Origin of the sequence: Mesorhizobium tianshanense (assembly GCF_007830515.1) — a bacterium.
In the GTDB taxonomy this organism is placed as follows: domain Bacteria; phylum Pseudomonadota; class Alphaproteobacteria; order Rhizobiales; family Rhizobiaceae; genus Mesorhizobium; species Mesorhizobium tianshanense.
This window is the reverse complement of the sequence record NZ_VLKT01000010.1, coordinates 35,780-57,095: the sequence shown is the minus strand read 5'-3', so window position 1 is coordinate 57,095 and position 21,316 is coordinate 35,780. Positions and strand designations below refer to the sequence as shown.

The 21,316-nt window shown below is 61.7% G+C and carries 22 protein-coding genes; 8 read left to right on the top strand and 14 right to left on the bottom strand.

What is annotated here, in order from left to right; genetic code table 11:
• Window positions 1-52 precede the first annotated feature (52 nt).
• The 4 genes from IQ26_RS09900 to IQ26_RS09885 form a co-directional block, all read right to left on the bottom strand.
• Window positions 53-529, bottom strand: coding sequence for a hypothetical protein (locus IQ26_RS09900; protein ID WP_145716354.1), 477 nt, complete (start codon window positions 527-529; stop codon window positions 53-55).
• Entirely contained in the window at window positions 522-1,754 is a 1,233-nt protein-coding gene (locus IQ26_RS09895) for a tyrosine-type recombinase/integrase (protein ID WP_145716352.1), read from the bottom strand. Before IQ26_RS09895 ends, IQ26_RS09900 begins: the two co-directional genes overlap by 8 nt.
• 394 nt (window positions 1,755-2,148) lie before the next feature.
• Window positions 2,149-2,862 (bottom strand): nuclear transport factor 2 family protein, encoded by a 714-nt coding sequence (locus IQ26_RS39925; protein WP_208760132.1) that lies wholly within the window; start codon window positions 2,860-2,862, stop codon window positions 2,149-2,151.
• 200 nt (window positions 2,863-3,062) lie between these two features.
• The gene (locus IQ26_RS09885) at window positions 3,063-3,716 is read right to left on the bottom strand and encodes a hydrolase (protein WP_145716350.1); all 654 of its coding nucleotides are present in this window, start codon (window positions 3,714-3,716) and stop codon (window positions 3,063-3,065) included.
• 154 nt (window positions 3,717-3,870) lie between these two features.
• Here IQ26_RS09885 and IQ26_RS09880 point away from each other — a divergent pair, with 154 nt between their 5' ends.
• From IQ26_RS09880 to IQ26_RS09870, 3 genes are all read left to right on the top strand, one after another.
• Complete coding sequence (locus IQ26_RS09880) at window positions 3,871-4,764, top strand: LysR family transcriptional regulator (protein WP_145716348.1); 894 nt, start codon at window positions 3,871-3,873, stop codon at window positions 4,762-4,764.
• A 271-nt stretch (window positions 4,765-5,035) separates the two neighbouring features.
• Window positions 5,036-5,971 (top strand): pirin family protein, encoded by a 936-nt coding sequence (locus IQ26_RS09875; protein WP_145716346.1) that lies wholly within the window; start codon window positions 5,036-5,038, stop codon window positions 5,969-5,971.
• 45 nt (window positions 5,972-6,016) lie between these two features.
• Complete coding sequence (locus IQ26_RS09870; protein ID WP_145716345.1) at window positions 6,017-6,367, top strand: ethanolamine utilization protein; 351 nt, start codon at window positions 6,017-6,019, stop codon at window positions 6,365-6,367.
• Between the two features lie 535 nt (window positions 6,368-6,902).
• Here IQ26_RS09870 and IQ26_RS09865 read toward each other — a convergent pair.
• Window positions 6,903-8,027, bottom strand: coding sequence for a PQQ-dependent sugar dehydrogenase (locus tag IQ26_RS09865; RefSeq protein ID WP_145716343.1), 1,125 nt, complete (start codon window positions 8,025-8,027; stop codon window positions 6,903-6,905).
• A gap of 416 nt (window positions 8,028-8,443) precedes the next feature.
• Here IQ26_RS09865 and IQ26_RS09860 point away from each other — a divergent pair, with 416 nt between their 5' ends.
• Window positions 8,444-8,656 carry a hypothetical protein gene (locus IQ26_RS09860; protein ID WP_145716342.1) on the top strand — a complete coding sequence of 71 codons (213 nt, stop codon included), beginning with the start codon at window positions 8,444-8,446 and terminating at the stop codon, window positions 8,654-8,656.
• Between the two features lie 192 nt (window positions 8,657-8,848).
• On the opposite strand, the gene IQ26_RS09855 is transcribed toward IQ26_RS09860, so the two are convergent.
• The 3 genes from IQ26_RS09855 to IQ26_RS09845 form a co-directional block, all read right to left on the bottom strand.
• Entirely contained in the window at window positions 8,849-9,205 is a 357-nt protein-coding gene (locus IQ26_RS09855; protein WP_145716339.1) for a VOC family protein, read from the bottom strand.
• Between the two features lie 29 nt (window positions 9,206-9,234).
• Window positions 9,235-9,633 carry an SRPBCC family protein gene (locus IQ26_RS09850; RefSeq protein WP_145716337.1) on the bottom strand — a complete coding sequence of 133 codons (399 nt, stop codon included), beginning with the start codon at window positions 9,631-9,633 and terminating at the stop codon, window positions 9,235-9,237.
• 69 nt (window positions 9,634-9,702) lie between these two features.
• Window positions 9,703-10,518, bottom strand: a complete 816-nt coding sequence (locus IQ26_RS09845) for a helix-turn-helix domain-containing protein (protein ID WP_240547048.1) — start codon at window positions 10,516-10,518, stop codon at window positions 9,703-9,705.
• Window positions 10,519-10,723: 205 nt separating this feature from the next.
• Between IQ26_RS09845 and IQ26_RS09840 the strand changes: the two genes are divergently transcribed.
• The 4 genes from IQ26_RS09840 to IQ26_RS39100 all read left to right on the top strand — a co-directional run bounded on the left by IQ26_RS09840 (window position 10,724) and on the right by IQ26_RS39100 (window position 14,478).
• Window positions 10,724-11,494: an SDR family oxidoreductase gene (locus IQ26_RS09840; RefSeq protein ID WP_145716335.1), complete on the top strand. Its 771-nt coding sequence runs from the start codon at window positions 10,724-10,726 to the stop codon at window positions 11,492-11,494.
• Window positions 11,495-11,651: 157 nt separating this feature from the next.
• On the top strand, window positions 11,652-12,311 hold the full coding sequence (locus tag IQ26_RS09835; RefSeq protein WP_145716333.1) for a TerC family protein: 660 nt from the start codon (window positions 11,652-11,654) through the stop codon (window positions 12,309-12,311).
• Between the two features lie 135 nt (window positions 12,312-12,446).
• Window positions 12,447-13,760, top strand: a complete 1,314-nt coding sequence (gene rimO / locus IQ26_RS09830; protein WP_145716331.1) for a 30S ribosomal protein S12 methylthiotransferase RimO — start codon at window positions 12,447-12,449, stop codon at window positions 13,758-13,760.
• A 544-nt stretch (window positions 13,761-14,304) separates the two neighbouring features.
• Window positions 14,305-14,478, top strand: a complete 174-nt coding sequence (locus tag IQ26_RS39100) for a hypothetical protein (protein WP_156090927.1) — start codon at window positions 14,305-14,307, stop codon at window positions 14,476-14,478.
• Between the two features lie 47 nt (window positions 14,479-14,525).
• Here the strand turns inward: IQ26_RS39100 and IQ26_RS09825 are convergent, their stop codons facing one another.
• The 6 genes from IQ26_RS09825 to pcsA all read right to left on the bottom strand — a co-directional run bounded on the left by IQ26_RS09825 (window position 14,526) and on the right by pcsA (window position 21,286).
• On the bottom strand, window positions 14,526-15,593 hold the full coding sequence (locus IQ26_RS09825) for a BMP family ABC transporter substrate-binding protein (protein WP_145716329.1): 1,068 nt from the start codon (window positions 15,591-15,593) through the stop codon (window positions 14,526-14,528).
• Between the two features lie 50 nt (window positions 15,594-15,643).
• Complete coding sequence (locus tag IQ26_RS09820) at window positions 15,644-16,564, bottom strand: ABC transporter permease (RefSeq protein ID WP_126042231.1); 921 nt, start codon at window positions 16,562-16,564, stop codon at window positions 15,644-15,646.
• A complete protein-coding gene (locus IQ26_RS09815) occupies window positions 16,564-17,676 on the bottom strand; it encodes an ABC transporter permease (RefSeq protein ID WP_145716327.1) in 1,113 nt (370 codons plus the stop codon). Before IQ26_RS09815 ends, IQ26_RS09820 begins: the two co-directional genes overlap by 1 nt.
• A complete protein-coding gene (locus IQ26_RS09810) occupies window positions 17,673-19,250 on the bottom strand; it encodes an ABC transporter ATP-binding protein (protein WP_162457913.1) in 1,578 nt (525 codons plus the stop codon). Before IQ26_RS09810 ends, IQ26_RS09815 begins: the two co-directional genes overlap by 4 nt.
• Window positions 19,251-19,512: 262 nt before the next feature.
• Entirely contained in the window at window positions 19,513-20,490 is a 978-nt protein-coding gene (locus IQ26_RS09805) for a quinone oxidoreductase family protein (protein ID WP_145716323.1), read from the bottom strand.
• Between the two features lie 34 nt (window positions 20,491-20,524).
• The gene (gene pcsA, locus IQ26_RS09800; RefSeq protein ID WP_162457916.1) at window positions 20,525-21,286 is read right to left on the bottom strand and encodes a phosphatidylcholine synthase; all 762 of its coding nucleotides are present in this window, start codon (window positions 21,284-21,286) and stop codon (window positions 20,525-20,527) included.
• Window positions 21,287-21,316 lie beyond the last annotated feature (30 nt).

The following is a 21,316-nucleotide window of genomic DNA, read 5'->3' as shown; positions in this document are numbered from 1 at the left end:
GCACGTCGGCCGCTTCATCGTTGGAAGGGTTTGCGCGAATGGGTCAAAGGGTTCAACCCACCCGCTTGTTGCCGCCCTTCATCGCATCTGGCGACCGCACAAACGTCGCCATACTTTCGGCCTGGTTCGGCGAAATCGCTTGTCCATTCGGCAATCGCCGCCCGACAAAATACTCCTTGATTTCTTCCTTCCGCAGTCGCGGGTTCGGCGTATCAGAGATTTTGAAATGCCGAACAGCGTCGAGCATCATCTGCATGAAGGGCGAGAGATAAATGTCCTCCAGTGAAGTGTCCGCCACAGGCACACTTTGCGCCTCAAGCCATTTGATCAAAGCGCGCCTGCTGACCTCTCGATCTTCGTTGCCGTTGTGGGATGGCACGAAGTCCGTCACCAAATGTCGCAGGTTGCGCACCTCGATCTCGCCTATGGCAATAGCCGCCCGCAAATGGTTGCCGGCGTCCACATGGGAGAGATTGCGACGAACAGATACGAGCGCTACTGCATCCTCGAAAGAGAGCCAGTCAGACATTTGCGCCTCCCCGAATCGCAACAACGTTTCCGGTCTTTGCTGGCGCCGCGCAATAGGTTGCCCAATCGCTCATGAGCCGGCGGCGCTTTTCCATCAGGTCGCCGCGACGGTAGGCGGCTTCGGTTTTATCGCTGACAGTGTGCGCTAGCGCCATTTCGAGCATTTCGTTTGGATATGCGGTCTGCTCTGCTGCCCAATCCCGGAACGTGCTGCGGAAGCCGTGTGTGGTCAGGTCGGCCCGTTCCATACGGCGCAGCGTCATCAGCAGCGCCATGTTTGAAAGCGGCTTGCCGGCCTTGTCGCCGATGAAAACGGAGTCGTTGTCTTTCTCGCGAGGCAAGCTCTTGAGAATTTCCAGCGCGCGATCGGACAGCGGAACGCGGTGTTCCTTGCCGGCCTTCATACGATCGGCGGGGATGGTCCACAGAGCGTTTTCGATGTCGATCTCTGGCCAGCGAGCGCCGACGACTTCACCGGTCCTGGTGGCCGTCAGAATGGCGAACTCCAGCGCTTTCGGGCTGACGCCTTCCATCTTGCGCACGTCGCCGACAAAGGCGCCGATCTCAGCATAGGGAAGCGCCGCATGGTGCTTGACCTTGGCGACCTTGCTGCGCGCCGGCAGCAGCTTGTCCAGATGGCCGCGCCACCGGGCCGGGTTGTCGCCGTGCCGGTAGCCGCGGGCGGTTGCCCAGTCCAGAATGCTTTCGATGCGTCCCCTCACCCGCGTTGCTGTTTCCGGCTTGCTCGTCCATATGGCCTCCAGCGCCTTGAGGACGAGCGCCACATCGACACGCGACACGGCGAGGTCACCGAACACAGGGTAGACATAGGTTTCCAGCGTGGCCTTCCACTGCCCGGCATGCTTGACGTTCTTCCATCCCGATCGATGCGCCTTGATGTACTGGCCTGCCGCTTCCTTGAATGACAGGACGGTCGACGACGCTGCCAGCTTCTCCAACCGCTCAGCCTTGCGCTTCTCTATTGGGTCGTCGGCATCGAGGAGCTTGAGCCGCGCCTCCCCTGCCCGCTCACGTGCCAGCTTGAGCGATACGGTGTTGACCGAGCCCAGGCCCATCTTGCGAGGCCGGCCGGCGAGCATGTAGCGGAAGATCCAGCTTTTGGCGCCGCCCTTGGCGACCTGGAGATAGAGGCCGAGCCCATCGGCATAGAGGCCGGGCTTGGTCTTGGCGTTGACAGCGGCGACGGACAGGCGGTTGATTTGCATTCGAACTCTCCCTGCGAACAAGTCTACGTACAACTTGTTGCGGGACTTTGCAAGACACCCTTAGACGTTATTGGACCTCAATTCCTTGTGATACAAGGGTTGTGATGGATAAGCGAGACGCCCTTAGACACCCTTGGATTAGGCGGAGACGGACACTCCCTCCGCCAGATGGCACCGATTGCCGCAGAAATTGACGATCTATATCGTTATTTATCAATAAGATAGATCACTAGGAGGCGACTGTGCTACGAGGCATGGTTCTCGCACTCCCGACCGGGTGGGATAGTCCTATCGGTATAACCGCCGATCACACGCCATAGTCCGCTTCGCCTCTGCTTGGGCATGAATGGATTGCCACCCATGCCGTTCCCGGTTGAGTGCGATGCGCTCCTTCCTAGGGATCGAACATCGAGACGCCGCCAAGGGTCGCCGTCACCGGCACCTCGTTCTGCAATACGTCCCAATGTTCAGCCAGCTTGCCGTCTTGAATCCAAAAGAGATCGACCACCACCTGCGGTGCGTCCGCCCAGCCGCGGATGCGGCCGTGGATGGCGACGAAATCACCTTCCGCTACGATCAGGCCGGGCTCGTAATAGACGTCCTTCGACAGCTCAGCGACGAGCGCCTGCAGCGCGTCGCGACCTTGGGGAATGTTGGGATTGTGTTGGATATAGTCTGTCGCGTAGAGGCGTTCCACTGCCGACGCATCACGACGTTGGAATAGCGAGATCATCGCCTCGATCACGAGCGCCTTGTTGCGCTGGGGACGATCATCGAAGACACGATCCGGTGGCCGAGTGATCGCAAATGGCCCGGTCATTCGAATAAACTGGCCACTAGGCAGCGTAGCAAACGAGTGGATCAGGCCGCGATCATAGTCCTGAACGTTCGTTACAGTCGCGCCGTCCTTCTCCTGCCAGCTTACAGCGAAGATGCTGTTGCTGAGGGGCACGACCTGAATATCGACGGTCTCCGTCCGAGCGAACGACCCTTCCTTGATCTCGAACCTCAGTTGCGTGACTGAGAGTAGCGTCAGGCTGACTTTGAAGTTCGGATAGGTGACATCCATTTCCTGTCCGATGGGGAAGCGCTCCACCGACATCTTCATGGTCCTTTCTATGAGGCGATGGATTGCCAGGCTAAGCCGGCTGCAGTCGCGGGTATGGCTGGAGGAAGTGGTCGTTGATCATGCCGGCCGCCCCGCATTCAGGCATGGGCAGCCGTCTTGTGGAGCGGGGATGACGCAGCTCGATAAGCAGTCAGCGTGCTGGCGCTGGATCGCTCAAGACTTTCGTCACCCCGCCCAGATCAGCCCGCGGTGTTCGGCACCGGCGTGTTAAGCAGCTGCTGCTCCCAAAGATACGCGATGCCGCTGCCGCCGAAGTGCTGGATGAGAATCTCGGTCAGCTCCTCGACGTGCTCGGTGCGCGCCCAATCGCGTTGCCATTCGCCAGCGAGCGCCATCACGGTCATCACGTTCGCGCCGGCCGCGGCCATGCGCTGGATGGCAACTTCGTGAGACTCCTTCGAAATCCCGCCCGACGCGTCGGTGATCACGGTCACATCCCAGCCTTCGCCGGCGGCCTGGATGACAGGCATTGCGACGCAGACCTCGGTCCACAGGCCGGCGATGATCAGTTGCTTGCGGCCGGTCGCCTTGACGACGTTCACCACATTCTCGTCCTGCCAGGTGTTCACCCAGGTGCGATCGATGACTTCCTGGTCCGGAAATACGTCGGTGATCTGCTTAAAGAGAAGTCCACCGCGCGCCGCGATCACGCTGGTGAGAATGGTCGGAACATTGAAGGCTTTTGCTAGCTTCGCCAGCGCGGTCGTGTTGTTGACCACCATATGCGGATCGTGGCTGTTCAGGTTCGCGAGTTGATAAGGTTGGTGATCGATCAGAACGAGGACCGAATCTTCGGGACGAAGAAGCGAATCGAGGCCGTTACGAGGGGTCATCAAGACTTCCTTTCTCTGCCGCTATGGACGGCGATGGGTTCACGGGAGACATGCGCCAGCGGGCGACGTTGCCTGGACGCAATTTGCTGTTCCTTTTGGTGGTGCGGTAGTGCCAAAGTCGGGCAAGCTGTGTCGCGAAATAAGGAACGCCGGAATGGACATCGAAGATCTACAGACATTCGTCGCAGTGGCCGATGCCGGGGGCGTATCGGCCGCCGCGCGCCGGCTTGGCGTCTCCAAGTCAATCGTCAGTCGACGGCTCTTTCGGGTTGAAGCAGAGCTTGGCGTTCAGTTGCTTGCACGAACGACCCGCGGCGCCGCGCTCACGGAAGCGGGGATCACGTTCAGGGACCATGCGGCCAGAGCCAGCGCCGAGATCGACACCGCCAAGGAAACGATCCTCCCGACCGGCGACCTTCGCGGCCGCCTGAGGGTTGCCATGCCGCTTACTTTCGGCCCAACCCACTTCGCCCCGGTGCTCGCGGAAATGGCGCGCCAGCACCCGCGGCTTCACATTCATACCTCCTACAGCGATCGCTTCGTCGATCTCATCGCAGAGGGTTTCGATTGCGCGATCCGGGGCGCCTACCTTCAGGACTCCAACCTGATCGCGAAGCGCGTCGGGCCGATCCATGGAAAGCTTGTCGCCAGCCCGGATTATATCGAAGCGCACGGATCACCCGAAACGCTGGACGAACTCGTAACCCATCAGGCCCTCATGCAGGGAACGGAAGCCTGGCAGTTCATGGATGGCGACAAGATCGTCACGGTCCAGCCGCAGGGCAGGTTCAAGGCCGACAGCGCCACGGTGCTTGCCGCCGCGGCGGCGGCAGGTCTCGGCATCGCCTGGCTCCCTGATTGCATCACACATGAATATGTGGCCTCCGGCGCGCTGGTCCCGATCATGACACGCTATCCGGTGCCTTCGGGGGCCGCGTATGTCGTCCGCCCGCCGGGTCAGCACCCCACACGGAAAGTCCGGGTCCTCACCGACATGCTGATTGAGTATTTCAAACGGAATCCGGATCTTTGGGGTCTCGACCGTTAAAACACGAACGGGGCGAAGCCTTATTAAAGAGTTGCGTTCGGCGGTCGCTCTACAGCGAGCCGCTGAGCTCGACCACATTGCCCGCACGTTCCACTTACTGCGACACAGCTTGACGTATCACAGGGCTAGTTGGGCAGACGGTCGCTCGCCAGTTTAGGCATTCGTCGGGCCGAGAACGCTCTTCCCGCTCGCGCGATCCAGATTAATCGAAATCGGGCATGCGCATCGGCAAGGGCGAGGCCTCCCGGAAACCCAAGAGAGGATGAGGCGCATGAGTTGGAACCCGGCAATCGAACCGGGCTGCCCCGATGAGGTTGGCCTCGACGCGATCGAAACCCTCATCATCCCGCGCGCTCGAGACCTGGGCGGCTTCGAGGTTCGGCGCGCCCTGCCCGCACCCAAGCGGCAGATGGTGGGGCCATTCATCTTCTTCGATCAGGCCGGCCCTGCCGAGCTGCTGACCGGGCAAGGCGTCGATGTCCGACCGCACCCGCATACCGGTCTCGGCACCGTTACGTACCTCTTTCGCGGCGACTTCCATCATCGGGACAGCACCGGGGCAGACCAGATCATCCGCCCCGGCGAATTGAACTGGATGGTCGCCGGGCGCGGTGTCACCCATTCGGAGCGCACGTCCGCAGCGGCCCGAAGCGGTCCGAACAGCCTGTTCGGGATCCAGACCTGGCTGGCTCTACCCGACAGCCATGAGGACATGGCGCCCATGTTCGAGCATTACGGCAAGGAGGCGCTGCCGGTGATCGAGGATCGTGGCGTCTCGGTTCGGCTTATCCTCGGGAACGCCTACGGCAAGGCTGCCCCAGCGACGATGTATTCGGAGACATTTTATGCCGATGTGCAGCTCGAACCGGGAAGCCGGTTGCCGATGCCGCACGATCACGAGGACCGGGGCATCCACATCGTCGAAGGCTCGATCTCGATCGCCGGCCTGGATTTCGAGGCTGGCCGGATGATGGTCTTCCGCCCCGGCGACAGGATCACGGTCGCCGCCGGCGCAAGAGGCGCGCGGCTGATGATTCTCGGCGGCGCGACCCTTTCGGGTCCCCGCTATATCTGGTGGAATTTCGTCGCGTCTTCGCAGGAGCGCATCGAAGAGGCCAAAGCCGAATGGCGCGCGCAGAACTGGGGCAAGGGGCGCTTCGACCTCCCGGTCGATGACCGGGATGAGCACATTCCTCTTCCGGACTGACCGGCACAGGTGACTCAACCACGCCAGCTAGAAGGAGCAATTCCCATGAAGGTTCGCAAGTTCACCATCACCGACGCAGTGCTGGAGCGTTCCCCGGGACAGGACGGGGACGTGTTTGTGGGCAATCTGGTCGACCAGCGCCATGCCTCCCCGATCACCATCGGTTACGGGCGCTATGGGCCGAACCAGACACTCGAGGAGACAATGGCCGTCGATGATGTGATGGTCGTCCTCGAGGGGCGGCTGTCGGTGTCCGGAAACTCAGACAGCGTTACCGCAGGGCCGGGCGAGATCGTCCATATGCCCAATGGCCAGAAGGTCACGATCCGCTCGCACGAGCAAGGCGCGGTCACCGCCTATGTCACCTATCCCCACTGGGAGGAGGCACGGGAGTAAGTCCTCCGGGCGACGCCGCAGGCTCGACGTCCACGCGGATCATGCTCAACCGAGTGGCGTTGAGGTCTTGCCTGTGCAGATCTGGCGCGAGGCCTCTCCGCTTTGTCCCAGCGACGCCTCGCGCGCGCAGGCTCAAAGCTGTGCAAATCCGCCGTCCACGAACACCTCGCGCCCGTCTCGAAGCTGCTGTCGTTGAGGCAGCGACGGCAGTGATAACGGGCGGCAACGTTCGGATGCCGCCGCGGCGAACTGAACGGCGGACTCGGGCGCAAAGCGGCCGTCCAGAGTCTTAGGATGTGGCCGTCGCCACGGTTGGTGAGCGATATGTGCCCCTCGTTCTTCAAAACTTACGGTAAGGAAGGCTATGGAGGGCTATAGCGTAGACATAGTTCTCATCGCTATCTCGCGCGGCCCGCCAGATGCCGCCAATTATCTTATTGAATTAATTCAATAAAGAACACTCAGTTGCCTTTTCCCTAGCCAAATCGCTTCGCCATTTTGAACCGACTCGGGCAGCTGGAAGCGCCGCATGGAATCACTGCGAGGCTGCCGGCGACAGTCGTAAGATCCGCCCCGCTGGTTCGTCGGTCAGCGCCATCACTGCGCCGTCGGGAGCCTGCACCACGTCTCGGATACGCCTGCCGAGAGCGAGGACTTCCTCACCCGCGACCTGCTCGCCATCAATCCTGACACGAATGATGCCTTCCGCCGACAATCCGCCAATCAGGAGGTCGCCTCGCCAGTCGGCAAACATGCCGCCGGTGTAGAAGGTCATGCCGGAAGGCGAGATAACGGGCGTCCAGCTATGGATGGTGCCGGCAAACTCCGGCCGAGTCGACGGATCGGGGATGCGTTCCCCCGAATAGTGCCGGCCCCAACTGACCACGGGCCAGCCGTAATTCCTGCCTGCTTCCGGAATGTTCAGCTCGTCGCCGCCGCGCGGTCCCAGTTCCGCTGCCCAGAGCACGCCGGTTTCGGGATGGATCGCCGCGCTTTGCACATTGCGATGGCCGTAGGACCATATCTCGTCGGCGCCGTCCTTGCCGACGAAGGGATTGTCGTCAGGCACGGAACCATCGGGATTGATGCGCACGATCGTCCCGAGATGATTGTTCGCGTCCTGCGCCTGCCGCATCTTGAAGCGCTCGCCGAGCGTGACGAAGAGCTTGCCGTCCGGCGCGAATACCAGGCGGGAACCGTAGTGGTTCTGGCCGGAGACGGCCGGTTCCTGCCGGAAGATCACTTCGAAGTCCGAAAGCGCGCTCTCGTTCTCGTTCAGACGTCCACGTCCGACGGATGTGGCCGCGCCGCCGCGTTCCTCCGAGTAGGAGAGATAGACCATCCGGTTGTTGGCAAAATCCGGATCGAGCGCCACATCCAGCAGGCCGCCTTGTCCGCCTGCGACGACGTCCGGCACACCGCCGATCGGATCGGAAACGGCCCCGTCGGTCGAGACGAGCCGCAGGCGCCCCGGACGCTCGGTGACCAGCAGCGCACCGTCTGGCAGGTAGGTCGCGCCCCAGGGGTGTTCGAGCCCTTCGGCAAAGGTCTCGATTGCAATACGGCCTGTTTCGCTCTCTATGCTCCTGGAAGGGGCCTGGGCGAGCGTGGGCGCACTGAAGGCAAGAAGAAAAGACGAAGCAATGAGTATACGCAGCATGATTTCTCCATCCGAACGGGGTATGGCGGAGGAGCCGGCGGCTCCTCGATATTTAATGACCGGCTGCCGATGCGGTTCCCAACCTGCGCGCCTGCGGCGAATTCCTCGGAACATGCGGCGCACGCACCGCCTCCGCCAGCCGTCGATCGCCGCATGAGCTTACATAAGGGCTTGAACGACCTGGTGCACCCATCGGCTCGTGCCGTAAACGCTGCGTTGGCCGCTTGCATCAGCGTAGACGTGGTTCTCATCGCTCTCCGGCAGCCGCCGATGGCATAATAAAATCAAAAGGTTAGGAACGAGTTTGGTTTTGTCGTGTAAAGGCCGCCTCGTGGGCGGGCACGAAAAGTTGACTTTTCGACCTGGGGATATGCCACTAGCCTGTCCTCGCCCTCAACAAAGCTAGGAGCCATAGGATGAAGACCGCTCTCTTGGTTGTCGCCGCTCTGGGCCTTTCAGTGTCCGGCGCCGCGGCGGAATGTGTTGGCCACACCAAAACGACAGCTTCCGTAGATCAGCAAACCAAAGTAGCAAGCATCGCGAACAGCAGTGCACCGACGGCTGCCGACGCCGCGACGACTGCCGACACGCCGATCCTCAAAAAGGACGAGGCGAAAGAGGCGGAATAGGCGCTTCAGCAGGAAGCAAGCGCTAAGCCAATCGCCAACTAGGTGTCGGCGAGCGCCTGACATTGGCCGAAGCATCTTCGGCTTCGCGCCACGAACGGCATTGTTCCCAATGCCCGCACAAACCATTCGAAAAGAGAGGCGCCGGGCTCGGCTCGGCGCCTCTCTCTGCTTTCCTCACTTGCTTGGGCTTGCTCACTTGCTCGACCACACTGCCAGTTCGTAGCCGTCCGGATCGGAAAAGTGGAAGCGCCGGCCGCCCGGGAAGGAATAGGCGGGCTTGACGATCTTCCCGCCAACCTCCTCGACACGGCGCTGGGTCTCGTCCAGCCTGTCGGCATAGAGGATCACCAGCGGTCCGCCCGCCGTCTTTTTCTGGCCGCCGAGAGCGAAGCCGCCGAACAGGCGGCCGTCGTTGAACTCGCAATAGCTCGGCCCGTAGTCCTTGAAGGACCAGCCGAAGGCCTTGCCATAGAAGTTGCGCGAGCGCGCGATATCGCCGACCGAAAACTCGACATAGTCTATGCGCTTGTCGTTGCTGGATTTGGCCATGATCTTCTCCTTTCGTGCTCTTTGGAAGCTCAGCGTTCGAGCATTGCCTTCAGGCTGTTGAGGTCGCGCTGCACCGCGGCGGCGTCGGCGGCGAACGTCTCCTCCGTCATGTCCGGCGCCTTCAGAAGCGTGAACATGACCTCCGCGCCGGTGCCGTTGGGAACCACGCGCACCGCATTGCGGGTTTCCTTGCCCTCGGCAAAGACGATGTGATCGAGGACACCGAATTCGTTGGGCCGGGAGAAGCGGATGCGGATGAGCCGGCCGTCGGGGTCCTCCGCCGTCCAGTCCTCGCCCGATCTCTCGAAGCGCCTGCCGAGGCCTGCCGCCCAGCGCTGGAAATTCTCCGGGATGGAGGCGAAGTCGTAGACTTCGCGCCAGTCCCGGTCGATAGACACGGTGATGATACGGGATCTGTAGATAGTCATATCTGCCTCCTTTCCAATGAAGGCAGACTAAGCGGATACGGCGGTGGCGTATTGAACGAAACGGCCAGCTCAGGCGCCGAACTGTCGCAGGACCGTTGCGGGCGAGAAACCCGACAGACGCCGCACCTCGCGCGTGAGATGCGCCTGGTCGGCATAGCCCGCATCGAACGCAAGATCGGCCAGGCGCGGCTCGGCGGATTGCTGCGCCAGGTTCAGAAACCGCTGGAAACGGAGGATGCGGTCAAGCGTCTTCGGACCGTAGCCGAAAGCCTCCTGGCAGCGGCGGCGAAGCGTTCGCGGGCTGACGTCCAGCCGGTCGAGGATCACCGCCATGCCCGGCCCGGCGGATTCCGTTTTCAGCGCGTTGAAGGCAAATCCCATGTCCGGAGGCGGCGGCTCGACATCGGGCGCGAGCCTGGAGAGTGCCGCTTGCATCGCCCGCATCCGCTCCGTCGTGGAGGACGCATCACCGATCCTCTGGGCGATTTCGCGCGCCAGCGCGCCCCAGAAATGGCTGAGCGCCACCCGGCTGCCGACGATCTCCGACATCGGCAGGCCAAGCCACCGGCTTGCCGCACCTGGTCGGAAGCGGGTGCCGATCACCGTAGTACCGGGTGTCATCACAGACAGGGCGACGGCAATGTCGGGGCCCGCCACGACCAGCTCGCCGTCGATCCAGGTGATGTCGACGCAGCCGTCGGGGACCACGGCCGATAAGCGCCCCGCGTCCGGTTGCAACGTATTGGACCAGACACACCGGAAATGCCCTTCGAGTGCGGCCGGAGGATCGAACTCGCGGTATTCTCCGATCACCCCGGAAAGGACGGGCACCCCGGAAAGGATAGGCGCCCCGGAAAGGACGGGGGTGTTGTCGTCAGACCTCACGAGCCTCTCCTGTGAGGAACACGTTCTCAGGCATCGTCGGCCCCGTAATCTATTGCGACGATGGCTTGCATCAACCCCTCTTGACGTTCTCAATACTCGCCTGGCCCGCCATTTTCCGCCGATTCCACGCCGCGCCGCGACACAGTCGCCGATTGCCGCATGGCACCGTTTTTACTATCCCTATTCCTGCAGAGGACCGGTTGGCATGAGCATTTTCGACAGATTTTCCTTGGCTGGGCGTGTGGCGCTCATCACCGGAGGTGGGCGCGGGCTCGGCTTCGAGATCGCGCGCGCCTTTGCCGAAGCGGGAGCTCATGTGGTTGTGACCGGACGTACGGCAGCGGTGCTCGATGGCGCCGTCGCTGCCATCGCCAAGGGTGGCGGCAGTGCCCAGGCGGCGGCCTTCGACATAGCGGACGTGGCGGCCGGCCGGAAGGCGATCGCGGATATCGCCGAGACCCGTGGCCGGCTCGATATCCTCGTCAACAATGTCGGCGCCCGCGACAGGAGGCCGCTCGCCGCGTTCGGCGACGACGATATCCTTGATCTGATCCGGACGGATCTGCTTTCGGCGATCTCGCTGTCGCGGGATGCGGCGGAAATCATGAAGGCGCAAGGCCATGGGCGGCTGATCTCTGTTACCTCGATCGTTGGCGAGATGGCACGTCCGGGCGATGCCGTCTATCCCGCTGCCAAGCAGGGGCTGACCGGCCTGATGCGCAGCATGGCCGTCGAATACGGCGCGCACGGGATAACCAGCAACGCCGTCGCCCCGGGGATGTTCGCTACCGAGACCAATGCTGCGCTGGCGGAAGATCCCGACATGCTCTCCTTCGCCCGCCAGCGGGTTCCGCTGCAACGCTGGGGACGGCCGGAGGAAATCGCCGGCGCCGCCCTTTTCCTGGCCAGCGATGCGGCATCCTTCGTCAACGGGCATGTTCTGACCGTTGACGGCGGAATGTCCGTGCAGATGTGACGATTGCGGAAAATCCCCGTTCATGGTGATTCCACCGCGATCAGCCGGTTTACCGGCCTTGGCTTCAAGCGGTCTCTTGACGCGCGGGAACCATACACGTTAGGGCGTCGGATACTCGACGCCGATGATCGGCAAACAAGCAAGGAACTTCCGGTTGATGGAAATTTTTACCGCCGCAGGCTTCTCGGCCCTGCTCCAGGTTATCGCCATCGACCTCGTACTTGCAGGCGACAACGCCATCGTCATCGGCCTTGCCGCGGCCGGCCTGCCGGCCGAACAGCGCAAGAAGGCCATCCTCATCGGCGTGCTCGCGGCGACCGTGCTGCGCATCTGCTTTGCGGCAGTAACCGTTCAATTGCTCCTGATCGTCGGCCTGCTGCTGGCCGGTGGCATCCTGCTTCTGTGGGTTTGCTGGAAGATGTGGCGCGAACTGCGCACCTCCCATGCCGACGAACTGGAAGCGACCGAGGCGCTGTCCGACACCGATTTCGACGCGGATCATGCAGTGGCCGGCAAGACGCCGCGCAAGACACTTGGCCAGGCAGCGCTCCAGATCGTCGTCGCCGACGTCTCGATGTCGCTCGACAACGTTCTGGCGGTCGCTGGTGCGGCGCGCGATCATTTCTCCGTGCTGATCATCGGCCTGGTTCTGTCGATCGCGCTGATGGGTCTGGCCGCGAGCTTCATAGCAAGGCTGCTGTACCGCCACCGCTGGATTGCCTATATCGGCCTGCTGATCATCCTCTATGTCGCGCTCGACATGGTCTATCGAGGCGCGCTGGAAGTCTGGCCGCATGTGAACAACGCGGTGAGCTGACGCCGCCCGTCACGCCGCTTCCGCCATCGGCACAAATACATTCTTCGTGTTTCGTCGCGGGCTGCCGCGGGCCATACCAATGCCGCAATAAGTGTGGTACTGCGCCGCCAATCCCGAAAAAGCCGGAAAACCGTCATGTCCGCCCCTCGCGTCAGCTTCGTCAGCCTTGGATGCCCGAAAGCCCTCGTGGATTCGGAGCGCATCATCACGCGCCTGCGCGCCGAGGGCTATGAGATCGCGCGCAAGCATGATGGCGCCGATCTGGTCGTCGTCAACACCTGCGGTTTCCTCGATTCGGCTCGCGATGAATCGCTCGATGCCATCGGCTCCGCCCTTTCGGAGAACGGCAGGGTCATCGTCACCGGTTGCCTCGGCGCCGAACCGGACGTCATCCGCGAAAAACACCCCAACGTTCTCGCCATCACCGGTCCGCAGGCCTACGAGAGCGTGATGGCGGCGGTGCATGAGGCCGCGCCCCCGAGGCACGATCCCTATGTCGACCTTTTGCCGCCGCAAGGCGTCAAGCTCACGCCGCGCCACTATGCCTATCTCAAGATTTCGGAGGGTTGCAACAACCGCTGCACCTTCTGCATCATCCCGGCGCTGCGCGGCGACCTGGTCTCGCGGCCGGCGGCCGACGTGCTGCGCGAAGCCGAGAAACTGGCCAAGGCCGGCGTCAAGGAAATCCTGGTCATTTCGCAGGACACCAGCGCCTACGGCATCGACATCAAATACCAGGCAAGTATGTTCGGCGATCGCGAAGTGCGGGCAAAGTTCCTCGATCTGTCGGAGGAATTGGGTAAGCTCGGCATTTGGGTGCGCATGCATTATGTCTACCCCTATCCGCATGTCGCCGATGTCATCCCGCTGATGGCTGAGGGAAAGATCCTTCCTTATTTGGATATCCCGTTCCAGCACGCCTCGCCGCAGGTGCTGAAGAACATGCGCCGGCCCGCCCACGGCGAAAAGACGCTCGACCGCATTCGCGGCTGGCGCGAAATCTGTCCGGATCTCGCCATCCGCTCCACCTTCATCGTCGGCTTCCCCGGCGAGACGGACGATGATTTCGAGATGCTGCTCGACTGGCTGGACGAAGCCAGGATCGACCGCGCCGGCTGTTTCAAATACGAGCCGGTCAGGGGCGCCCGCTCCAACGAGCTCGGCCTTGAACAGGTACCGCAGGAGATCAAGGAGGCGCGCTGGCACCGCTTCATGCAGCGCCAGCAGAAGATCTCGGCGACGCAACTCGCCAGGAAGGTCGGCAAGCGCCTGCCTGTCCTGATCGACGAGGCGCATGGCACCTCGGCGAAGGGCCGCACCAAATACGACGCGCCTGAAATCGATGGCTCGGTGCACATCCAGTCGCGGCGTCCGTTGCGCGCCGGCGACATCGTCACCGTCAAGATCGACCGTGCCGACGCTTACGACCTCTACGGCTCGGCAGTCTGACGGCTAATATGCGAAATCCAGGCAAATCCAGTGCGGTCAATAAGGAATTTTTTGACCGTGTAAAACCGATCATGGAATCGTGGGGGCTATCAAAGCACCCGAATCCAACGTCTTACTTTGGTCGAAGCGGTCACGGATTCAGGTATGATTTTGCGGACCTGAGCAACAATAATGACATTAAGATAACGGCATTTTATATCTTAGATCGGAGCGGCCCTTCGCTATGGATAAAGGGCTTCGCTTGAATCATGGACTTCATGACAGTGCAGACCTGCCAATAATATTTGACAGTCTGGACGGCGTCTTCACACTTGAGAGAAAATGGTCAATACTCCGACCATTAAATGTTAGATTTGAATTTTACAAAAAAGGTAACGAATCCAACGAATCGGCCGCATCTCGACTCATGGATGTTGTCGTTAGCGAGATACCTAAACTAAGAAACTACTTATACGGCTAATTTGCCAGGCCAAGTACGGCCGAGTGCTAAACGGCACCCTAAGTCGAGCATGATGGCCCCGCTTATGGTTGTTAAAAAACCAGAATGCCGCCGATTTTGGCGGCCTTGGGCTGCATCCCGCTGATGGTCCTGATCTCGTGGGCGATCTGGCGGTATTTCAAACGGCCAACCCAGCGCTGGGCCAAGGCCTGGATCGGCCGCGTGATCGATGCCGTGCTGGCGCGGTTTCGCGTCACCGGTACGCAACCCGCGGAATGAAAAAGGGCGCCATGTGGCGCCCTTTTTTGTCTCGCGTTTCCTGGGCTTTACTGCGGCAGCTTGTCGTCGACGCCCTTCACATAGAAGTTCATGCCGAGCAGCGTGCCGTCGTCCGCAACCTCCCCTTCTTTCAGCCACGGCGTGCCGTCCTGCTTGGCAATCGGCCCGGTGAAGGGGTTCCATCCGTCGACGATCTTCTTCTCGGTGGCTTGCGCCATCGCCTTAACGTCGTCGGGCATGTTGGTGTAAGCGGCCATTTTAACGGCGCCGTCCTTGATGCCCAGCCAGACATTGCCGGGCTTCCATGTGCCGTCGAGCGCTGCCTTCACCCGGCTGACATAATACGGGCCCCAATCGTCGACGATCGAGGTCAACTGCGCCTTGGGGGCGAACTTGATCATGTCCGAAGACTGACCGAATCCCTGCAGGCCGCGCTCTTCGGCGACTTGCAGGGCAGCTGTCGAGTCGGTGTGCTGGACGATGATGTCGGCACCCTGGTCGAACAGAGCCTTGGCGGCGTCGGCTTCCTTGCCCGGATCGAACCATGAATTGACCCAGACGATCTTCGCCTTGAAGTCCGGGTTGATCGACTGTGCGCCGAGCATGAAGGAGTTGATGCCCATCACCACTTCGGGGATCGGGAACGAGACTATGTAGCCGGCGACGCCCGACTTCGATTGCTTGGCGGCGATCTGGCCGAGAATGTAGCGGCCTTCATAGAAGCGTGCATTATAGATGCCGAGATTGTCCGATGTCTTGTAGCCGGTCGCGTGCTCGAACATCACGTCGGGGAATTTCTTGGCGACCTTCACTTCGGGGTCCATGAAGCCGAAGGAGGTGCCGAAGATGATCTTGCATCCCTCGCGCGCCAGGCGCTCGAAAGCACGATCGGCATCGGGACCTTCGGAGACGTTCTCCAGATAGGCCGTCTCGACCTTGTCGCCGAGTGCCTTCTCTACATCCAGGCGGCCCTGGTCATGCTGGTACGAATAGCCGAAATCGCCGATCGGGCCGGTATAGACCCAACAGGCTTTCAGCTTTTCCTGAGCTTCGGCGGTCGCCGCCAGCGACAATGCCGCCGCCGTCGTCACCAGCGCAATAAGCAGTTTTTTCATCGTGTTACCTCTCTGAGTTAGCCTTGGAGCTTCCCGTCTGTCTTTTGTTGTCAACGATCCGGAACGAATGGCTGCCCCAAGGAAGCCGGTGTGTTCATCATCGTCAAACGCTTGTTGCGCGAGATTAGAACGAGAACCACGATGGTTGCCAGATAGGGCAACGAAGAAAGCAGTTGCGAGGGAACCGGAATGCCAAAAGCCTGTGCATGAAGCTGGCCGATCCATACGGCGCCGAAGATATAGGCGCCAGCCAGCACCCGCCACGGCCGCCATGATGCGAACACGACCAGCGCCAGCGCGATCCAGCCGCGTCCGGCGGTCATGTTCTCCACCCATTGCGGCGTATAGACCAGCGACAGGTGGCCCCCGGCAAGGCCCGCACAAGCGCCGCCGAAGATCACCGCCAGATAGCGGTAGCGGATGACGTGGATGCCAAGCGCATGGGCCGATGTGTGGCTGTCGCCGATCGAGCGCAGCGTGAGCCCGGTGCGGGTCTTGAACAGGAACCACATGACGGCGGCGGTCAATGCGATCGAGATATAGAAGATCGGGTCCTGGCCGAACAACAGCCTGCCGACGACGGGGATCGCTGTCAGGCCTGGAATGTCGAGGTTTGGCAGCCTCGCGCCGGGCTGGCCGACAAAGCTGGTTCCCATCATGCCGGAAAGGCCGAGGCCGAGTAATGTCAGCGACAGGCCGGTGGCCACCTGGTTGGTGGCCAGCGACAGCGTCATGACGGCGAACAGCAACGAAAACACCGCGCCCAGGGCGATCGCCGCCAACAACCCGATCCACGGCGATCCGGTGAGATAACCGGCGCCGAAACCGCCGACCGCCCCCATGATCATCATCCCTTCGACACCGAGATTGAGCACGCCGGAACGTTCGACCACCAGCTCGCCGATCGCCGCGATCAGCAAGGGCGTCGCCGCGGTTGCAATGGTCAAGAGAATGTTGACGGTGATGTCCATCAGCGGGCTTCCTCCAGCTTCGGCGCGGCTTCAAGCTTCGGTGTGGCAAAGCCGATCAGGCGAATGCGGTAGTGGATGAGCGTGTCGCAGCCGAGCACGAAGAACAGGAGCATGCCCTGGAACACGCGCGCCACCTTGTCGGAGATGCCGAGCGCGCTTTGCACCGCCTCGCCGCCGAGATAGGTCAGCGCCAGCACCAGGCCCGCAGCGACGATGCCCAGCGGATTGAGCCGGCCGAGGAACGCCACGATGATGGCGGTGAAGCCGTAGCCGGGCGAAATGACCGGCTGCAGCTGGCCGATGGCGCCGGAGACTTCCGAGATGCCGGCAAGTCCGGCCAGTGCACCCGACAGCATGAAGGCGAAGAACACCATCCGGTTGATGCCGAAGCCGGCGAAGCGCCCTGCCCTGGGGCTTGAGCCGAGCACGCGGACCTCGAAGCCTTTCAGCATGCGGCTCATCAGGATCCAGACCAGCACCGCTGCGACCAGCGCGAAGACGAAACCCCAATTGGCGCGGCCGGAGGCCGGCATCAGTTCCGGCAATATCGCCGAATCGTTGAACTGTATCGTCTGCGGGAAATTGAAGCCCTTCGGATCGCGCCACGGCCCGCGCACCAGCCAGTCGAGGAAGAGTTGGGCGACATAGACCAGCATCAGGCTGGTCAGGATCTCGTTGGTGTTGAAGCGCGTCTTGAGCAACGCCGGAATGGCGGCATAGGCAGCACCGCCGACCATGCCGAACAGCAGCATCAGCGGCAGCACCAGCGGGCCTTCAAACTGCGGAAACAGCACCGGAATGATCGAGCCGACGATACCGCCCAGGATGAATTGGCCTTCTGCGCCGATGTTCCAGATATTGGCCCTGTAGCAAACCGACAGGCCGACCCCGATCAGGATGAGCGGTGCCGCCTTGATCGCCAGCTCATGCAGCTGCCAGACCTGACTGACCGGCTCGATGAAGTAAATCTCAAACGCCTTCAAAGGGTTGACGCCAAGCAGCGCGAACAGGATGGCGCCGGCAACGATCGTCAGCATGAATGCAATGAAGGGCGACAGCGCCGAAAACAGCATGGAGCGCTGCGGGCGTTTGATGAGTTCGAGGCGCATCATGCCGTCTCCAGAGTGTGTTCGGCGTGACCAGGCTCGGCGCCGCCCATCAACAGTCCGATCTTTTCGAAGGTGGCCTCGGCGATCGGCAAAGGCTTCGACAATTCGCCATTGTGCATCACGGCGATCGCATCGGATATCTCGAACAACTCGTCGAGATCCTGGCTGATGACCAGCACCGCCGACCCGCTGCGCGCCAATCCGATCAGCGTCTGGCGAATGTGGGCGGCCGCACCGGCATCGACGCCCCATGTCGGCTGATTGACGACCATGACATCAGGCCTGCGGTCGAGCTCTCGGCCGACGATGAATTTCTGCAGATTGCCGCCTGAAAGCGCTGCCGCCTCCGGGTCGGGAGCGCTCTTGCGCACATCCATCGCCTCGATGATGCGCTGGGAAGCAGCATAGATCGCATCGCTTTTGACCATTCCGCCGGCGCCGACAAACACTTTGCCGTCGGTGGCATGGCGCGACAGAAGCAGGTTCTCCGAAAGCTTCATGCGCGGCGCCGCACCGTGGCCGAGCCGCTCCTCCGGCACGAAGGCGGCGCCCATCAGCCGCCTGCCGGTGATGCCGAGACCGCCGGCATCCTTGCCGCGGATGCGCACCGAGGCGGCGTCCTGCTGCGGCACTTCGCCGGAAACGGATTCGAAGAACTCGCCCTGGCCGTTGCCGGCGACGCCGGCAATGCCGATCACTTCGCCGGCGCGCACGGTCAGGTTGATGTTCTTGAGCGGGATCGAGAACGGCGTTGCCGGCTTGCGGCTGAGTGCACGGATTTCAAGTAGCGGCTGCGCGGTCTCGATACCCTCGGCCGGCGCGCGCACCACGGCCTGCACGTCGTTGCCGACCATCATGCGCGCCAGCGATGCCGCGGTTTCCGCGCGCGGGTTGCAATGGCCAACCACCTTGCCGTGGCGCAGCACCGTGGCGCGGTCGCAGATGCGTTTGACCTCTTCCAGCCGGTGCGAAATGTAGAGGATGGACTTTCCTTCCGAGCGCAGCCGTTCGAGCGTCTCGAACAGCTTGTCGGCTTCCTGCGGCGTCAGCACCGAAGTCGGCTCGTCGAGGATGATGAGCTGCGGCGTCTGCAGAAGGCAGCGGATGATCTCGATGCGCTGACGCTCGCCGACCGACAGATCGCCGACCAGCGATTGCGGGTCGAGCGGCAGGCCGTAGCTGTAGGAAAGTGCCCTCGCCTTCGCGGCGATCGCGCTGATCGGCGAACCGTCCTCCAGCGACAGCGCGATGTTCTCGGCCGCCGTCAGTGCCTCGAACAGGGAAAAATGCTGGAACACCATGCCGATGCCGAGCTTCTTGGCAAAGCCGGGATCGGTGATCGTCACCGCCTGACCGTTCCATAGAATCTCGCCCGAATTGGGCTCCAGTGTTCCGAACAGCATTTTGACAAGTGTCGACTTGCCGGCGCCGTTCTCGCCGAGCAACGCGTGGATTTCGCCTTTTGCGACGTCGAGATCGATATGGTCGCACGCTGTCAGCGTGCCGAATACCTTGGTGAGGCCACGGACCTCGAGCAGGTTTGCGCCGTCCTGATTTGCACTCACAGTGCCTCCCATCTGGTTTGCCAGATATGTTCTGTGTTCCCGCAAGCATGGTATGCGCGGCCGGCTCTCGTCGGAAAGCGGCACACGTCTTGAAAGAGCTTCAAGAATTTCAGCGGAAAACCTAGCGCATCGGCCCGAAAATCGAAATCGATTTTCGGAAAAGCACGATGCGGGGTCAAAATATCAGAGGGCACCTTGTGCGTCCGGGTGGACGCATAACGCTCTATGGGAAAGCAGGGCCCAAGTGGTGGAAAGGCTCAAGTGGTGGAAAAGCTCAGGGGATGAGAATGGTTGTCCCGGTCGTCCTGCGGCCCTCAAGGTCGGAATGCGCCTTGCCGGCGTCCTTGAGCGCGTAGCGCTGGTTGATCCTGATCTTGACCGCGCCACTGAGCACGATTTCGAACAGCGCGGCGGCGGACGCCTCCAGGTCTTCGCGCCTGGCGTTGTAGACGAACAGCGTCGGACGGGTTGCGAACAGCGAACCTTTCTGCGCCAGCAACGACATGCTGAACGGCGGGATCGGACCTGACGATTGACCGAAGCTGGCGAACATGCCGAGCGGCTTCAGGCAGTCGAGCGAGGCCGGAAAGGTGTCGTTGCCGACTGAATCATAGACGACGTCGCACTTCTTGCCGCCGGTGATGGCGATGACGCCGGCGACGAAATCCTGCTCGCGGTAATTGATGACATGGTCGAAGCCGTGCGCCTTGGCCAGTTCGATCTTGTCGGTGGAGCTGGCGGTGCCGATGACGGTCGCGCCGAGATGCTTGGCCCATTGGCCAAGGATCAGCCCGACGCCGCCGGCCGCCGCGTGGAACAGAATCGTATCGCCCGCTTTCACCTTGAAGGTGCGGCGCAGCAGATATTCCGCCGTCATCCCTTTCAGCATCATGGCAGCCGCCTGTTCGTCGCTGATGCCGTCCGGCAGCTTCACCACGCGGTCGGCGGCGATCACGCGCTGTTCGGCATAGGCGCCGGTCGTCACGGCGTAAGCGATGCGATCGCCTGGCTTCAGCCAGTCGACGTCCGCACCCACTTCCACCACCACCCCGGCCGCCTCGCCACCGGGTATCAGCGGGAAACCGCCCGGCGGCGGATAAAGACCCGAGCGATAATACACATCGATGAAATTGAGACCGATCGCCGTGTGCCTGACCAGGATCTGTCCCGAGCCGGGTTGCCCCGGATCGGCGTTCTCATAGGTCATAACTTCCGGACCGCCATTGGCGTGGATGCGGATTGCTTTGGACATTGATCAGGCTCTCTTGGGATCTCGTCTCTTGGGATCAGGCTTTCCTGGCGCCGAGCGTTGGAAAGATCTGCATGATACCGCCGATGCAAGCGAGGTAAACCCCGGTGACCGTGATGCCGATCTTGGTGAACACACTCACCTGCTCGCCCAAGACGCCAATCTGGTCGTAGAAGGCGGCAAGAGCTGCCTGCGCCAGGGCCAGCGCGCCGAAACCGCACCAAAGCAGCGTCATGCCAAGGTTGATCGACCGCAGCCGCACCACCCGCACCGGATGGATGAAATAGATCGGCACGAAGGTCAGGATGCCGGCCACCACGACCACGGCGAAGGAAACCCATTGTCCCGGATCGATGACGAACAAAGTGAACACCACCATGTTCCAGACCACCGGAAAACCCTTGAAGAAATTCTCCTTGGTCTTCATGCCGGTGTCGGCATAGTAGATCGCGCTCGATACGACGATGATCGCCGCTGATAGGAACGACAGGCCCTCACCCATGAAGCCGCGCTGGTAAAGCGCGAAGGCCGGGATCAGCACGTAGGTCACGTAGTCGATGATGTTGTCGAGGAGTTCGCCCGACCATGTCGGCAGGATTTCCTTGACCTCGAGCTTCCTGGCGATCGGCCCGTCGATGCCGTCGACGAACAGCGCCAGTCCCAGCCACCAGAACATTGCCGTCCAGCGCCCCTCGCTCGCCGCCACCAGCGACAGGAATGCGAGGAACGAGCCAGACGCGGTCAGCAGATGGACCGAAAACGCGCGCGCCTGCGGCCACGTGACTTTCTTCTTCGGCATCGGAATCCGGTCGGCGATTTTCCTGGCCGT

Bases quoted from the DNA above. Each gene is read 5' to 3' on its own strand.
- IQ26_RS09825 (WP_145716329.1), bottom strand. From the start codon at position 15,593: ATGAAAAAACTGCTTATTGCGCTGGTGACGACGGCGGCGGCATTGTCG.
- IQ26_RS09835 (WP_145716333.1), top strand. From the start codon at position 11,652: ATGGAAATTTTTACCGCCGCAGGCTTCTCGGCCCTGCTCCAGGTTATC.
- IQ26_RS09875 (WP_145716346.1), top strand. From the start codon at position 5,036: ATGAGTTGGAACCCGGCAATCGAACCGGGCTGCCCCGATGAGGTTGGC.
- IQ26_RS09850 (WP_145716337.1), bottom strand. From the start codon at position 9,633: ATGACTATCTACAGATCCCGTATCATCACCGTGTCTATCGACCGGGAC.
- IQ26_RS09895 (WP_145716352.1), bottom strand. From the start codon at position 1,754: ATGCAAATCAACCGCCTGTCCGTCGCCGCTGTCAACGCCAAGACCAAG.
- IQ26_RS09810 (WP_162457913.1), bottom strand. From the start codon at position 19,250: ATGGGAGGCACTGTGAGTGCAAATCAGGACGGCGCAAACCTGCTCGAG.
- IQ26_RS09820 (WP_126042231.1), bottom strand. From the start codon at position 16,564: ATGGACATCACCGTCAACATTCTCTTGACCATTGCAACCGCGGCGACG.
- IQ26_RS09865 (WP_145716343.1), bottom strand. From the start codon at position 8,027: ATGCTGCGTATACTCATTGCTTCGTCTTTTCTTCTTGCCTTCAGTGCG.
- rimO (WP_145716331.1), top strand. From the start codon at position 12,447: ATGTCCGCCCCTCGCGTCAGCTTCGTCAGCCTTGGATGCCCGAAAGCC.
- IQ26_RS09855 (WP_145716339.1), bottom strand. From the start codon at position 9,205: ATGGCCAAATCCAGCAACGACAAGCGCATAGACTATGTCGAGTTTTCG.
- IQ26_RS39925 (WP_208760132.1), bottom strand. From the start codon at position 2,862: ATGAAGATGTCGGTGGAGCGCTTCCCCATCGGACAGGAAATGGATGTC.
- IQ26_RS09805 (WP_145716323.1), bottom strand. From the start codon at position 20,490: ATGTCCAAAGCAATCCGCATCCACGCCAATGGCGGTCCGGAAGTTATG.
- IQ26_RS09815 (WP_145716327.1), bottom strand. From the start codon at position 17,676: ATGATGCGCCTCGAACTCATCAAACGCCCGCAGCGCTCCATGCTGTTT.
- IQ26_RS39100 (WP_156090927.1), top strand. From the start codon at position 14,305: ATGCCGCCGATTTTGGCGGCCTTGGGCTGCATCCCGCTGATGGTCCTG.
- IQ26_RS09860 (WP_145716342.1), top strand. From the start codon at position 8,444: ATGAAGACCGCTCTCTTGGTTGTCGCCGCTCTGGGCCTTTCAGTGTCC.
- IQ26_RS09900 (WP_145716354.1), bottom strand. From the start codon at position 529: ATGTCTGACTGGCTCTCTTTCGAGGATGCAGTAGCGCTCGTATCTGTT.
- IQ26_RS09870 (WP_145716345.1), top strand. From the start codon at position 6,017: ATGAAGGTTCGCAAGTTCACCATCACCGACGCAGTGCTGGAGCGTTCC.
- IQ26_RS09885 (WP_145716350.1), bottom strand. From the start codon at position 3,716: ATGACCCCTCGTAACGGCCTCGATTCGCTTCTTCGTCCCGAAGATTCG.
- IQ26_RS09840 (WP_145716335.1), top strand. From the start codon at position 10,724: ATGAGCATTTTCGACAGATTTTCCTTGGCTGGGCGTGTGGCGCTCATC.
- pcsA (WP_162457916.1), bottom strand. From the start codon at position 21,286: ATGCCGAAGAAGAAAGTCACGTGGCCGCAGGCGCGCGCGTTTTCGGTC.
- IQ26_RS09880 (WP_145716348.1), top strand. From the start codon at position 3,871: ATGGACATCGAAGATCTACAGACATTCGTCGCAGTGGCCGATGCCGGG.